The organism is Arthrobacter parietis, from assembly GCF_039530425.1.
Lineage (GTDB): Bacteria > Actinomycetota > Actinomycetes > Actinomycetales > Micrococcaceae > Arthrobacter_D > Arthrobacter_D parietis.
In genome coordinates this window covers 540,243-553,034 of sequence record NZ_BAAAON010000001.1, presented here as the reverse complement: position 1 = coordinate 553,034, position 12,792 = coordinate 540,243, and the positions used below count along the sequence as shown (strand labels likewise).

The following is a 12,792-nucleotide window of genomic DNA, read 5'->3' as shown; positions in this document are numbered from 1 at the left end:
CTGGCGGACCAGGTGCTCTTCCATGGCATCCAGCTCACGGCCGGTCGCGACAGTGGAGACCCGGTGCACGGAGTTGCGGATGATGGTCGCAGCACGGCTGCTGATCGCACCGACCTTGGTGGCTTCAGCCAGCACACCCAAGGCAGGCACGAGCGCGGCTCCTGGCCCGGGAACCTCGGGCAGGACGTCATGTCCGAGGCGTAACCGGCGGTTCGCTTCGGAGCGGCTGATACCGATTTTCGCCCGCAAATAGTCGCCAGTGTTCTTGTACGGATCTAGGGCGTCAACGGTAGCGAGTTGGTGGTCCTCAGCGGCACGGGCAACCACAGTCTGCAAGTGATCGACCAGGTTGGAGAGCTGCTCGACCTCGACCAGGGTCACCGCGGCCTCCTGCGGGCTAAGCGTCAGGTATGTCGATTCCAGCTGCTGCGCAAAGACCTGTAGGTGCGAACGCATTCCACCCAGGAGAGACGTGTCCTCCGGGTGAGGTTCGAGCAGTGCGACGGCCATACCCAAATTTTATCGAACACGTGTACTAACCGCGACCGAAAACCACCAATGTGCAGGACAAGTCAAACGGACTTATACACAGGCCCGCAAACGAGTGGCCTAGGTGAGGTGGCGGGTGCGCTCGTAGCGGTGGATGGCCCGCTGCGTGGTGCGGTTCGTTAGCACGCGGATGGTGGTGCTGACCGAACCCGAGATCACGGCGAACGCCAGCGCCGACCGGAGGCTGTTCTCCAGACCCTCTTTGTCCTTCGGTGGCTCGTTCCCGGTGGCACGCTTCCAGATGAAGTCCACCAGTTGCGTGCCCACGAGGCCCGCTCCGATGCCCAGTCCAACGCCCATCAGTTTGAAAATGGTGTACATGGTGCCTCTTTCAGTCGGCTTGGCTTTGGTCCCAGCCTAGCGTTATAGCGGTGATCCATGGAGGGTCCGTGGGTCACCCAGGGACAACCATAATTACGACGACGGCCCCGGCACGGCCCCCGGTGTAGAGTTGGTATCGCTCAAACAACGACAGGGGAGCGCAACCACGTAGGTGGTGGGCGCTGAGAGTGCGGATCACCGCAGACCCTCGAACCTGATCCGGTTAGTACCGGCGAAGGGAGTCGAGTTCTCGAGGCTTCACGGCGTCCTGCCGGAAAGCCTTCCCCTCCTGTACCCAGGAGGATCAACAATCATGACTGCAACACAAAGCATTACCCCGTCCCAATCCCGGCGCCGCTATGAGTGGCGTGTCGTCGATATTGTGGTCGCCTCGGTCATCGCGGTGGCCGTGGGCGTCATCTTCTTCGCCTGGTCCGCCGGTTACAGCGGCATTGCCGCGGTAACAGCTGCCTTTCCGCCTCTCGCCGGGCTGTACTCAGGCGGCTGGCTCATTGCCGGGGTGCTGGGCGGACTCATCATTCGCAAGCCAGGCGCTGCCATCTACTGCGAGGTACTTGCGGCGGCCGTGTCTGCGCTGATCGGAACGCAGTTCGGCATGGCGGTCCTTCTCTCCGGGCTGGTCCAGGGCATTGGCGCGGAACTGATTTTCGCAGTGTTCCTCTACAAACGCTGGAACCTCGGTGTAGCTCTGCTCGCAGGTCTGGGCGCCGGACTTGCCCTCGCCATCAGCGAAAACATCATGTACAACGTCGAGTGGACCTTGGACTACAAGTTGATGTACGGAGTCTTCGCCGCCATTTCCGGTGTTGTGCTCGCCGGTCTGTTGCCGTGGCTTGCCACGCGCGGCCTTGCAAAGACCGGTGCCCTGTCCGCGTTTGCCGCAGGCCGCACGGCAGACGTCTAGCATGACCGCCGTCGCGGAGCCCGTCCCTGCGTCGATCACAGCGAAGGGCTGGGGCTGGCGCCACCCCGGACGAACACGCTGGGCCGTCCGAAACATCGACCTGACGATCGAGCCGGGTCAGCGTGTCCTCCTCCTCGGCGCTTCCGGCGCCGGAAAGTCCACACTGCTGCATGGACTCGCCGGCGTCCTGGGAGATCAGGACGAGGGCGAGCAGGCCGGCGAACTCACTATCGACGGCGTCAGCCCGGCTGACTCACGAGGCCGCTCCGGGCTGGTGCTCCAGGACCCGGACAGCCAACTGGTGCTCGCCCGGGTCGGCGACGAAGTGGCGTTCGGTGCCGAAAACCTGGCCGTGCCGCGGAACGAAATCTGGCCACGCGTACGCCAGTCGCTGGACGACGTCGGCCTCGATGTCCCGCTGAATTCCTCCACCACCGCGCTGTCCGGCGGTCAGAAGCAGCGGCTGGCGCTTGCAGCAGTCCTCGCGATGCAACCCGGGTTGCTGCTCCTTGACGAGCCGACCGCCAACCTGGATCCTGCCGGAGTACTGGAAGTGCGTGATGCCGTTCTCCGCGTACTCAACCGAACCTCGGCGACGCTCGTTGTGGTGGAGCACCGAGTTGAGATCTGGGCTGACGTCGTTGATCGGGTAGTGGTGCTCGATTCGGACGGCGGCATCCTCGCCGATGGTGCTCCGGCTACAGTGCTCCGGCACGAATCCACGCGGGCCAGGCTTATTGAGGCAGGAGTCTCGGTGCCGGGTTACCGGCCGGAGACACCAACAGTTCGTACCGGCTCCGGAACGGACCTGCTGCAGGCGTCCGGGCTGTCCGTTGCGCGCACCAAGCGTGGACCGGCAGTTCTCAGCGGCGTGGACCTCACTCTGCGACGGCAGGAAGCAGTCAGCGTGTTGGGGCCCAACGGTGCCGGGAAATCGACGCTCGCGCTCACTCTCGCCGGGCTGCTCCGCCCCCGGGGAGGCGGACTGACAGCTCTGGAGCCGCTCGCCCGCGGCGCCGGCGCGACACCATATGAGTGGAAGTCCGCCGACCTGGTCAACCGGATCGGCACGGTTTTCCAGGAGCCCGAACACCAGTTCCTCACCAACACAGTGCGTGAGGAACTGGAGTTCGGCCCGCGCAGGGTGGCCCGGCTTACCGAGGAAGAGGTACGACGGCGGATTGACCCCATCGCCGAGCGGCTCCGGCTCACGGGGCTGCTGAAAGCGAATCCGTTCACGCTGTCCGGCGGTGAAAAGCGACGGCTGTCCGTTGCCACCATGCTCGCCACCAACCCGGACATCCTCATCCTGGACGAGCCGACCTTCGGCCAGGACGCCAACACCTGGGCGGAGCTGGTAACCCTGCTGGTTGAACTCATCCACGGGGGGACCTGCGTGGTTTCGGTGACGCATGACCGCGAGTACGCGGCAGCGCTCGGAAGCCGCATTGCGGCCGTTGACGGTACGTCCGCAACGCTGGAGGCGGCGGCGTGAGCATGAACGTGGTGAATCCCACCATCACCGGAACGGTGCTTCCGCGGGCCAATCCGCTCTCGAAGCTCTTCGCGGCTGTGGTGATCACCGTCGTCGTGATGCTGAGCGTGGACTGGGTGAGTGCCGGCGTCGTCCTTGGCAGTGAACTGCTGCTGCTCCCGCTGCTGGGCATCAGCGTGCGGAAGCTCTTCCTGAGGACGTGGCCGTTTGTTATCGCGGCGGTGGTCGCCGCGTACGGCACCGCGCTACTGGCTGAAAAGACCGGACGCGTTCTTCTCGAGTTCGGGCCCGTTCTATTCACGCAAGATTCAGTCAACGCCGGGCTCGCGATTGGCCTACGTGGGCTCGCAATCGCGCTGCCCGGGCTGTTTCTCCTGACCACCACCGACCCGACGGACCTTGCCGATGCCCTGGCGCAGCGGCTGAAGGCGCCGCACCGGTTTGTGCTGGGAGCACTCGCCGGAATGCGGCTGGTCGGCTTGCTGTTCGACGAATGGCGCACATTGGGCCTCGCCAGGCACGCCCGCGGCGTAGGGCATGAGGGGAACCCGGCAGCGCGGTTCGGGCATTTTCTGGGGCAGGCGTTCGGGCTCATGGTCCAGGCCATCCGCAGGGCCACCCGGCTGGCTGTGGCCATGGAGGCTCGTGGTTTCGGAGCCGGACCGCGCACCTGGGCGAGGGAAAGCACCTTCAGCCGAGTGGACGTCGTCGTTGTCCTGGTGGGCGTGCTGATCGCAGCGAGCGCCGTGACCGCGGCGGTCCTCGCCGGCACCTGGAACTTCATTTTCGGCTAGCAGGCCCCTGTTCCGGATGCGCTCCGGGGGTGCATCATGAAGGCAGCGTTTCGAAAAGCGCAGGCTTTTCCCAACGTTCCATCGTCTCAATGGGTAGGTACTGCGGTGTGATGTCGAACGTGGGGAACGAACATGGCCGATGGACAGGCTGACTGGCTGAGCGTGATCAGGGACAACCACCTGCGCCCGCTGAGGCGCTTCGTCCGTCGTCTGACAGCGGACGCCTTTCTGGCTGACGAGGTGGTCCAGCTCACCCTGTTACGGGCGTGGGAGCATCCGGTGATGCGCGGTCACAGCGAGCTTGAAATCCGTGCCTGGCTCTTTGTCGTTGCCCGGAACATCCTGGTGGACTCGTTCCGCAGCGGTTTCCGCCGCCACGAGTTCGATGTGGACGAGGTTCCGGATACTCCTTCCGATGACGAGGTCGAGCAGTTGCTGACCTCGTGGCTGCTGACGGATGCACTGAATGAGCTGTCGCCTGAACACCGCGACGTGGTACTTCACTTCTACTTCCGCGGCGAGACAGCGGCGGAGATTTCACGGTCCCTGTCCATACCGGAAGGGACCGTGAAATCCCGTCTGCACTACGCTTTGCGCTCCCTCAAGAGTGCCCTGCTTGCCCGGGATGTGGCCTCGAGCGGTTAGCCGCGGCCGTTACCTTACTGGATCATCTCGCCGTCAGGGGCTACGACGTACCACACCTCGTTGACGCCCTGGCCGTTGGTGTCACCCGGAGCCTCATCTTCGGCGAAGTAGTAGATCGGCATGCCGTTGATCGTGACCTGCAGTTCACCCTCGGGTGTTTCAATGGTGCCCACTTCGCCCGTAACGCCTTCCACTTCGGGTGTCTCGCTGTCGCTGAGCACCGGCGGCCAGGCTTCAAGGCAGCCGCCCTCACAGGCGCTCACCCCGGAGTTCGCCTCGTCATTGGTGAAGTAATAGACCACCATGCCTTCGGAGTCAACGACGATCTCACCCAGGTCGGTCTCGGCGACACCGAGCGGCGTTCCGACGGTTCCGCCGGCCGCTGCTTCACCGGATGGTTCCTCGGAAGCCCCCTCCGTTGTCTCCGCCTCGGTGGGCTCAGCGCTTGTCGGTTCTTCTGCCTGCGTGGTTTCTGCGGCTGGGGGGCTGGTCTCGGTCTCGGTTGAGGTGGAGCCGCCACAGCCGGTCAACGCCAACAGGCAAACGGCGATGACGGCGAACAAGACACGCATTGCTTTACTCATGTTGATTCCTCCCGTAAACACCCCCTGGACACCCGGGGGATGGGAGTGGCCACTCGACCCCTCTGCTGGGAAGACGCACGAACTACCCCGGATGGTTCAATTTGCGGGAGAACTCACAGGTGAATCTCAGCTTCAGGTCGCCGCGCTACCCGACAGGGCTGTCGAAGACCGGGCGTGCGGCGGTGATGGGGTCGTTGGGATCCGGTTCACCCTGCAACAGGCCGACCCTGAACTGCAGCATCATGTCGTGGTCCTCATGGGGGAGGTTATGGCAGTGAACCATGTAGCGGCCTTTCTGGTGTTCGAACCGCATGATCGCCTGAACGGTCTCGTTCTCACCCACGTACATGACGTCCTTCGGGCCCTCCTCATAGCTGAAGGGGCGCTGTCCGTTCCGGCTGAGGATGTGGAAATCAACCAGGTGGATGTGCACGGGATGGAACCAGCCGCCCGACTTGTTTTCGATTTCCCAGATCTCGACGTCGTTGGCACCGGGATTGGCGATGACCTTCTGGAAGTTGCTCGCGATCACATCCGCCCAGCTCATACCGTTGATCTTCCACTCCCCGTTCTGGCGCTCCACCCGTAGCCGGCGGGTGGCCTTGGCCATCGCCCGGGTCAGCTGCATCGGACTGCTGTTAGCGAGGACTGTGGGAAGTGTCAGCGCAGTCGGATCATTGCGGTCGAAGGCGTCGTCCGTGACGTCAAAGGCCATGACCCGGCGGGTATTGCCGAACTCGATGTTGTTGGGGTTGGAAACGTTCTGCAACTCAATCCGCTGACCCGCCCTGTACTTTGAGAAATCGATCAGGACCTCATAGCGTTCCGAGTTGGCATGCCGGTACTGGGCCACCGGGATCGCGCGAGGCATGAGTCCGCCGTCGGTCGCCACGACTGTCAGCGGCTCCCCGGTGCTGAGCTTGAACCGGAATGATCTTGAGATGCCGCAGACCAGCACCCGGAAGCGGTAGATGCGCCGCTTGACCTTCATCACCGGCCAGGGCACTCCGTTGACCAGGTTGATGTCACCCCAGAGGCCACTGTGGTTGTGGTCGTCATAGTTTGCGTTTCCGTCGGCGCGCAGCTGGATGTCGCTCACCATGAGCGGCACGTCGAATTCGCCCTGCGGGAGTAAGGCGCGCTCAGCCGGATCGTGGATCTGATACATGGCGACAAGGCCCGAGTATGCGTTCTGCGCCGTGTAATGGACGCCGTGGTCGTGGTACCAGAGTGTGCGTGCGGGTTGGAAGTTGGGGTAGTGGTAGTCCTTCCGGAACCCGGGCAGCGTGGTGTCGGAGGCGTAGCCGTCGTATTGCGGCAGGGACGCTGAACCGTGCAGGTGGGTCGACGTTGCCATCGGAGTCCCGAAGTCGGGATGGGCTTTCGGCAACTGGTTCCGCATCGTCACAACGGCATGCGTGCCCTGATCGATGGAAATGGTGGGACCCGGGAAGATCCCGTTGTAGCCGAGGATGCGTGTCTTCAGTCCCGGAACAAGGGAGGCCGTCGCAGCCTTCTGGGTCACGTTGTAGAAGTTCTGCGGTTTCCCGTCCAACGGGTTGATTCCCGTCTTGTACGGCGCCAGGAACGGCGGACGGGTGAACGCGAGCTGATAGGGCTTGAGCTTTGAGCCGTCCAGGACCGGCGCGGACTTCGCGCTGATGGAGGCCAGGGGAGCGGTGAGGGTCGCGGCGGCCAGAGCACCGAAGCCGCCCATCGCCAGGAAATTGCGCCTGCTGACAGACATGGGAACATCCCTTCCAAAGGTGTTTCTTTTGGTGGGACGCGCATCGGGGTGCGTTGAAAACGCCCGCCCAGACTACGTACTCGATGTGTGCCTCAGCAGCAAGATTGCTCCTGCCTTCTTGGGGAAACCTTGGACGATCGTTTGGGTTACGGAGTGAGGCTACCCAGACGTCAGGAAGTGAGTGCCTTGCCCAGATCAGTCTGCAGGTCGCTTACGTCTTCAAGGCCCACCGAGAGCCGGATGACGCCGTCGGTCAAGCCGATTGCGGCACGCCCTCCTGGACCCATGGCGCGATGTGTGGTGGTAGCAGGGTGGGTGATCAGCGTCTTTGAATCGCCCAGGTTATTGGAGATATCGATGACTTTCAGGGCATCGAGCAGCGCAAAGGCGCGCTCCTTCGCCTTTCCCTCGGGTGCATCCAGTTCAAAGGTCACCACCGTGCCGCCGGCTGTCATCTGGGCGGCAGCGAGATCAAACTGCGGGTGCGATTCGAGCAACGGGTAACGGACCCAGTTCACAGCCGGTTGGGCTTCAAGCCAGCGGGCGAGGGTCAGCGCCGAGGACGAGGAGTGGTTCACCCGCAGGGAAAGGGTTTCCAGTCCCTTGAGGAGGGTCCAGGCATTGAATGACGACAGCGCGGGCCCGGTGTGCCGCATGAGTGTCTTCACCGGACCCTCGATGAACTCCCTGCGGCCGAGGATCGCGCCGCCCAGCACCCGGCCCTGCCCGTCGATGTGTTTGGTGCCGGAATAGACGACGACGTCGGCACCCAGTTCCGTACACCGCTGCAGCAGCGGTGTGGCGAAGACATTGTCGACGACGACCTGCGCACCGGCCGCGTGGCCGAGCTCAACGACCGCCCGGATATCGACGATCTCCTGCATCGGATTGGACGGCGACTCAAAGAAGACCGCCGTGGTGGGAATGCTCAGTGCTTCCTGCCACTGGCCGAGGTCCCAGCCGTCCACGAAGACAGTCTCCACACCCCAGCGCGGCAGAATCTCGTTGAGGATGACGAAGCACGAGCCGAAGAGGCTGCGTGAGGCAACAACGCGGTCGCCCGAGGCCAGGAGGGCACCGAGCGCGGTGAAGACGGCAGACATGCCGCTGGCTGTGGCGAAGCACGCCTCCGCACCCTCGAGCAGGCGAAGCCGCTCCTGGAACATGGCGACAGTCGGGTTGCCGTACCGGGAGTATACAAAGCGGTCGACGTCCCCGGTGAAGGCTGCCTCCGCCGCCGCAGCAGAGGAATACACAAAGCCCGAGTTCAGGAAGAGCGCCTCGGACGTCTCCTCGAAGTTGGACCGTGCCAGCCCCCCGCGTACCGCGAGGGTATCGGGTGACCAGGCAGCGCCGTCGTCATCCGGGCGTTGGATTCGGGGGTAGCCGCCGTTCCCCGCGATGGGCTCACGGCTGGCCGCCGGAGAGAACGACGACGGCGCGGGCTCACTTACTGGCGTGTGCTCATTCACGGGCGTCGCCACGGTCCGTTGCCGAACGGGCAGCGCCGGTCCGTTCTGTGATCGCGGTCTGTCCTGTGGTCGTTGCGTGATCTGTCGTATCCGTGCTCTCTGGGGCTTCTTCTGCATGCACTGTGGTGGCGAGGCCGCTGGAGCGCCAGCCGCCGTCGGCCTCAAATCCGTGCAGCACGTTGTAGGCAGTGTGACCGGCGGCGGTGGCATTCTGTGCTGCTGCCACAGAACGGACGCCGGAACGGCACAGGAAAAGCAGTTCGCGGCCCTTGAGCCCGTTCAGCTGGTTGAGGAAGGAGACGTTACGGCTGCCGTCGGAGCGCGTCCACTCGAGGAAGAGGGGGACGGTCCCGGCGTCGGTGAGGTCGGGAACGCCGACGCTCCGCCATTCCTCGACAGTGCGGACATCCACCAGCACGGCGCCCTTGCTGACGCGTTCCACCGCATCACGTGCGGTGATGTTGCCGGCATAGCCGTTGCCGGGCCGGGAATTCGCCGGGGGATGGGGGTTGGAATGCAGTGCCATTGTGTCTCCTCACGCTGTGCACGCTGGTGATCATGGGATGTGATCGTTGTGCCGAGTAGTCACCTGAGGCACCCCGCCGTGAAAGAGGGTTGCCGTCCAGCAAGTCAGGGCTTGGCGCTGGCACTCGTTACTCCGGAATGAACGTAGCACCGGCGGCGCCATGCCTGCCATGCCGGGCCGTAACGTGCGGTAACGCCCGTGGTACTCGGGCCAAAGGCGCCGGGGCGTGGCAGGTCCGAGCCAAAAGCGCCGATGCGTGGCAGGCCTGAGCCAAAAGTGCCGATGCGTGGCAGGTTCGTGGGGATGTCCCCACGATCCTGCGAATTCCCGGCACTTTTGCGGTTGGACCAGGGAACGGACGAGTGGGCCAGGGAACGGGCGGTCGGGCTGGGGGACGGGCGCTCGGGCTAGGAGACGGACGCTATGAGACCGCTCAACTCCGCGGTCAACTCGGGCGAAAGCGTCACCGGCTTTCCGTCGATGGACTCGACCTCGGCGAGCAGACGGACGCTCGAGATCAGCCAAACGCCGTCAGACTCGAACAGGTCTTCCGGCACGAGCGGTCCGTAACCCAAATCCCAACCTGCCTCACGGGCCGCCGCAAACAGTGCGCCCTGCGAGGTGCCGGGGAGGATCCCGCTCTCAAGCTGCGGCGTGATGAGGTGCTTGACGCCGTCGATGACCTGCGCGATCAGGACTGTCGACGTCGGGCCCTCGAGGACCTTGCCGTCAGACGAGGTGAAGATGACATCGTCGGCGCCGTGCGAGCGCGCATAGCGGACCGCCGCCATGTTCACCGCGTAGGAAAGGGTCTTCGCGCCCATCAGCAGCCACGGAGCACGCTGGGCAACCGTGCTGTCATAGCCGCGGTCAAGCAGGAGGACCGACAGCCGCTGGCCGCGCAACCCGACCGGTACGGCGGACACCTGGACCCACGCGGTGGCTCCCGCCTCTGGTTCGCCCCGGGTGGCGACGAGTTTGACCACGAGTTCGCCATCGTCGTCGGCTGCCGCCAGCGCGGTGGTGATGGCGCGTTCCCACACGTCCGACGACGGAACCTTCAGTTCCAGCGCATCGGCGGACGTCGCCAGCCGGGCGAGGTGGGCCTGCAGCTTCCGGGGAGCGCCGTTGACCGCGAGCATTGTTTCGAAGATGCCGTCACCCCGCGTGATCCCGGTGTCGGTAACCATCAGCTGCGGCTGTGCTGCGTCAGCTATGCGGCCGTCGGGACGGGCGGGGTCGAGGAACACCAGAACAGTCATGCGATCAGCATAGTGACCGGGCAGGTCAGGAGCTCGTGTCGTTGTCCTCGTTCAGCCCGCGCTGGGCAAAGTCTGCTTCATCGGAAGCTTCCGCAGGGAGGGGATCGGCAGCGTCCGGAACCTGGTCCGGTGCGTAGTCGATGAGACCGGCGTCGACCCGTTCCTGCTCCGTTGCGGCCGCCAGGGCATCGTCATCGAGGCGTTCAGGCTGCCCCGCATGGCCCTGATGGATGCGATTGGGAAGGAACTCGTTATCCGGCTCCGGAACGTCGTTCAGGTTGGGCGTGTTTTCATCGTTGGAGCTAGTCATGACCGTTCTCCTTCGTTGCACTTTCCTCGGGCGTCCCATGCTTCCACAGACGCCAAGTGGACGAAAGGCCCGCTCAGCGAACCGCTCGATCGCAGCGTCAGCTGGGGAAGCTCGAACCAAGCGCAGACAGCACCCCGAACGCCTTCGTCCGGACCTCGTCCCACTCCTCGGCGGGGTCGGAATCCGCAGTGATCGCGCCGCCCACTCCGAGTGTGAGGCGGGTGCCGCCGTCGTCGTCCTCCAGCACGAGAGTGCGGATGACGACGGCGAGATCCGCCGCCCCATCGAGGGAAAAGTAGCCGGCGGCGCCGGCGTAGACGCCGCGGGGTGCTTCCTCGAGCCGGTCCAGGATAGCCATGGTGCTGATCTTCGGCGCACCCGTCATTGAGCCGGCAGGAAATGCGGCCGCAACGGCTTCGGCACGGGAGGAACCGGGCCGGAGCCGGGCGTCGATGGTGCTCACCATCTGGTGAACGGTTGCATAGGTCTCGATGTCGCACAACCGGGTCACCGTCACGGTGCCGGGGACTGCAAGGTGGGAGAGGTCATTGCGGAGCAGGTCCACAATCATGATGTTCTCTGCCCGGTCCTTCGTGCTGGTGCGCAGATCCTCCTGGAGGGCGGCGTCTTGGGCTGGGTCCGGGGAGCGGCGCCGGGTTCCTTTGATTGGTTCGGCCCGCATTCCGCCGGTGGAGTCCAGCCGCAGGAATCGTTCGGGCGAGGTGCTCGCGACGGCGAAGCCCGGGAAGGTGAAGTAGTGCGCAAACGGGGCAGGATTGGCGCCTCGCAGGGCGAGGTAGATGCCGAATGGGTCGACGGGCGTTTCCTCGCGTGAGGTCAGGGCCGTCGTCAGGCACACCTCATACGAGTTGCCGTCCGTGATTTCCGCCTTGGCCGCACGGATTTTCTCCAGGTAGGGCTCGCGTGTGTCCCGCGCAGTGAAGCGGGGTGCACTCAGTGGGCGCGGTGCACCCACCGGACTTGTCACCGCCGGAGCAGCGCCCCCGGAAAGCACGACGGCGCGGGCACGTTCCAGCCACGCATCGGCGTCGGCGTCGCGGGAGCCGTCGCTCAAGGTCAGCAGGTAGGTGCGCTGTTCCCGGTGGTCAAGGACGACGGCACGCCCCGCGAAGAGCAGCGAAGCATCCGGAACCGAACTGGAACCGTGCGCAGGAGCGGAACCACCGGTTTCACGCTTCAGCTCGTAGCCAAGGTAGCCCAGCCAGCCAAGTGCGAACGGCCCCGGATAGTCCTCCGGCGACCGGACCGCGCGGCGACCCCACACGCCGTCGAGCCAGCGGAAAAATGGACCGGCAATCCGGGCAGTAACCGGGCCGCTGCTGACCATGGTGACGCCGGAGGTGTGCTGCGCAACCTGCCCGAACCGGCCGCCGTCGTCAGCCAGGATGGAGAAGCGGCTGCGGCCCTGCGGGTCCTGGGCCGCGGAGCTGTCCAGCCAGGCAGCGGCCTCAGCTCCGCCATACAGGGTGGAGAAAACGCCTGCGGCGTCCGGACACCCTGCGACGCTCTCAACCTGTAGCGTAAGACCCCGCCGTGCGGCACGCTCCATGGACATGAGCGATTCACACTGCGGCAGTCCGGCCAAGGCACGACGAAGCTGGTCCGGAACGGCGTTGCCGCGATGGCCCTGGACCAGCAGGTCAGCGTGGGGCGCGGGCCGGTCGGTTGCGAGCCACCGCTCTTCCTGTTCGGACCAACGCTGCCAGAACGGCGCATACGTATTGCCGTCCCGGACGAGTGCACTGGTCCGGCGGAGATTGTCGTCAGCGTGTATCCACACCACCACGTCGAGCAGTTCCCGGGCAGCTGCGCAGGCCGCACCCACGCCCTCGACCACCACAATGTCAGCGGGTTGGGTGAGATGGGTGGCGCCGTCGTTGTTCGTTGTCCAGTCCCACGCCGTCCACCGGGCGGGCAGTCCGGAAGCCAGCGGGGTGAGCACCGTGCGGACGTACCGCTCCATGCCGTCGGCCAGGCCGTCCCAACCGGGGTAGATGTCCTCGAGGTGGAACAGGCTGACGGTGTGGTGTTCGCGCAGCAGTGCAACAAGTTCCACGGCGAGGGTGGTTTTACCCGCTCCGGACCGGCCGTCCACGGCAATGATGAGCGGAGCGACGGCGTTCGCGGACTTGTGACCCATA

At 64.7% G+C, this 12,792-nt stretch carries 13 protein-coding genes and 2 riboswitches; of the genes, 4 read left to right on the top strand and 9 right to left on the bottom strand.

Annotation, left to right across the window (positions count from 1 at the left end; translation table 11 throughout):
* Both ABFX19_RS02595 and ABFX19_RS02590 read right to left on the bottom strand, forming a co-directional pair.
* The coding region (locus ABFX19_RS02595; protein ID WP_346027355.1) for a DUF222 domain-containing protein at positions 1-510 on the bottom strand (510 nt) is incomplete at its 3' end.
* A gap of 99 nt (positions 511-609) precedes the next feature.
* The gene (locus ABFX19_RS02590; RefSeq protein ID WP_346027354.1) at positions 610-870 is read right to left on the bottom strand and encodes a DUF4235 domain-containing protein; all 261 of its coding nucleotides are present in this window, start codon (positions 868-870) and stop codon (positions 610-612) included.
* Positions 871-1,012: 142 nt separating this feature from the next.
* Positions 1,013-1,128, top strand: a riboswitch (TPP riboswitch).
* Between the two features lie 55 nt (positions 1,129-1,183).
* Between ABFX19_RS02590 and ABFX19_RS02585 the strand changes: the two genes are divergently transcribed.
* The 4 genes from ABFX19_RS02585 (at position 1,184) to ABFX19_RS02570 (ending at position 4,729) form a co-directional block, all read left to right on the top strand.
* Complete coding sequence (locus ABFX19_RS02585) at positions 1,184-1,795, top strand: ECF transporter S component (protein WP_346027353.1); 612 nt, start codon at positions 1,184-1,186, stop codon at positions 1,793-1,795.
* A gap of 1 nt (position 1,796) precedes the next feature.
* Complete coding sequence (locus ABFX19_RS02580; protein WP_346027352.1) at positions 1,797-3,290, top strand: ABC transporter ATP-binding protein; 1,494 nt, start codon at positions 1,797-1,799, stop codon at positions 3,288-3,290.
* Between the two features lie 2 nt (positions 3,291-3,292).
* Entirely contained in the window at positions 3,293-4,084 is a 792-nt protein-coding gene (locus ABFX19_RS02575; protein ID WP_277357463.1) for an energy-coupling factor transporter transmembrane component T family protein, read from the top strand.
* Between the two features lie 132 nt (positions 4,085-4,216).
* Entirely contained in the window at positions 4,217-4,729 is a 513-nt protein-coding gene (locus tag ABFX19_RS02570) for a sigma-70 family RNA polymerase sigma factor (RefSeq protein WP_056543299.1), read from the top strand.
* Between the two features lie 14 nt (positions 4,730-4,743).
* Here ABFX19_RS02570 and ABFX19_RS02565 read toward each other — a convergent pair whose 3' ends face one another.
* From ABFX19_RS02565 to pabB, 7 genes are all read right to left on the bottom strand, one after another.
* On the bottom strand, positions 4,744-5,313 hold the full coding sequence (locus ABFX19_RS02565; protein ID WP_346027351.1) for a COG4315 family predicted lipoprotein: 570 nt from the start codon (positions 5,311-5,313) through the stop codon (positions 4,744-4,746).
* A gap of 145 nt (positions 5,314-5,458) precedes the next feature.
* On the bottom strand, positions 5,459-7,060 hold the full coding sequence (locus ABFX19_RS02560) for a multicopper oxidase family protein (protein WP_346027350.1): 1,602 nt from the start codon (positions 7,058-7,060) through the stop codon (positions 5,459-5,461).
* Positions 7,061-7,230: 170 nt separating this feature from the next.
* Entirely contained in the window at positions 7,231-8,436 is a 1,206-nt protein-coding gene (locus ABFX19_RS02555) for an O-succinylhomoserine sulfhydrylase (RefSeq protein WP_277357462.1), read from the bottom strand.
* An 88-nt stretch (positions 8,437-8,524) separates the two neighbouring features.
* Entirely contained in the window at positions 8,525-9,058 is a 534-nt protein-coding gene (locus ABFX19_RS02550) for a rhodanese-like domain-containing protein (RefSeq protein ID WP_277357374.1), read from the bottom strand.
* A 6-nt stretch (positions 9,059-9,064) separates the two neighbouring features.
* Positions 9,065-9,190, bottom strand: a riboswitch (SAM riboswitch).
* Between the two features lie 275 nt (positions 9,191-9,465).
* On the bottom strand, positions 9,466-10,320 hold the full coding sequence (locus ABFX19_RS02545) for an aminodeoxychorismate lyase (RefSeq protein ID WP_346027349.1): 855 nt from the start codon (positions 10,318-10,320) through the stop codon (positions 9,466-9,468).
* A gap of 25 nt (positions 10,321-10,345) precedes the next feature.
* Positions 10,346-10,630, bottom strand: a complete 285-nt coding sequence (locus tag ABFX19_RS02540; RefSeq protein ID WP_346027348.1) for a hypothetical protein — start codon at positions 10,628-10,630, stop codon at positions 10,346-10,348.
* Between the two features lie 97 nt (positions 10,631-10,727).
* The gene (gene pabB, locus ABFX19_RS02535; RefSeq protein ID WP_346027347.1) at positions 10,728-12,791 is read right to left on the bottom strand and encodes an aminodeoxychorismate synthase component I; all 2,064 of its coding nucleotides are present in this window, start codon (positions 12,789-12,791) and stop codon (positions 10,728-10,730) included.
* Position 12,792: the final 1 nt, after the last annotated feature.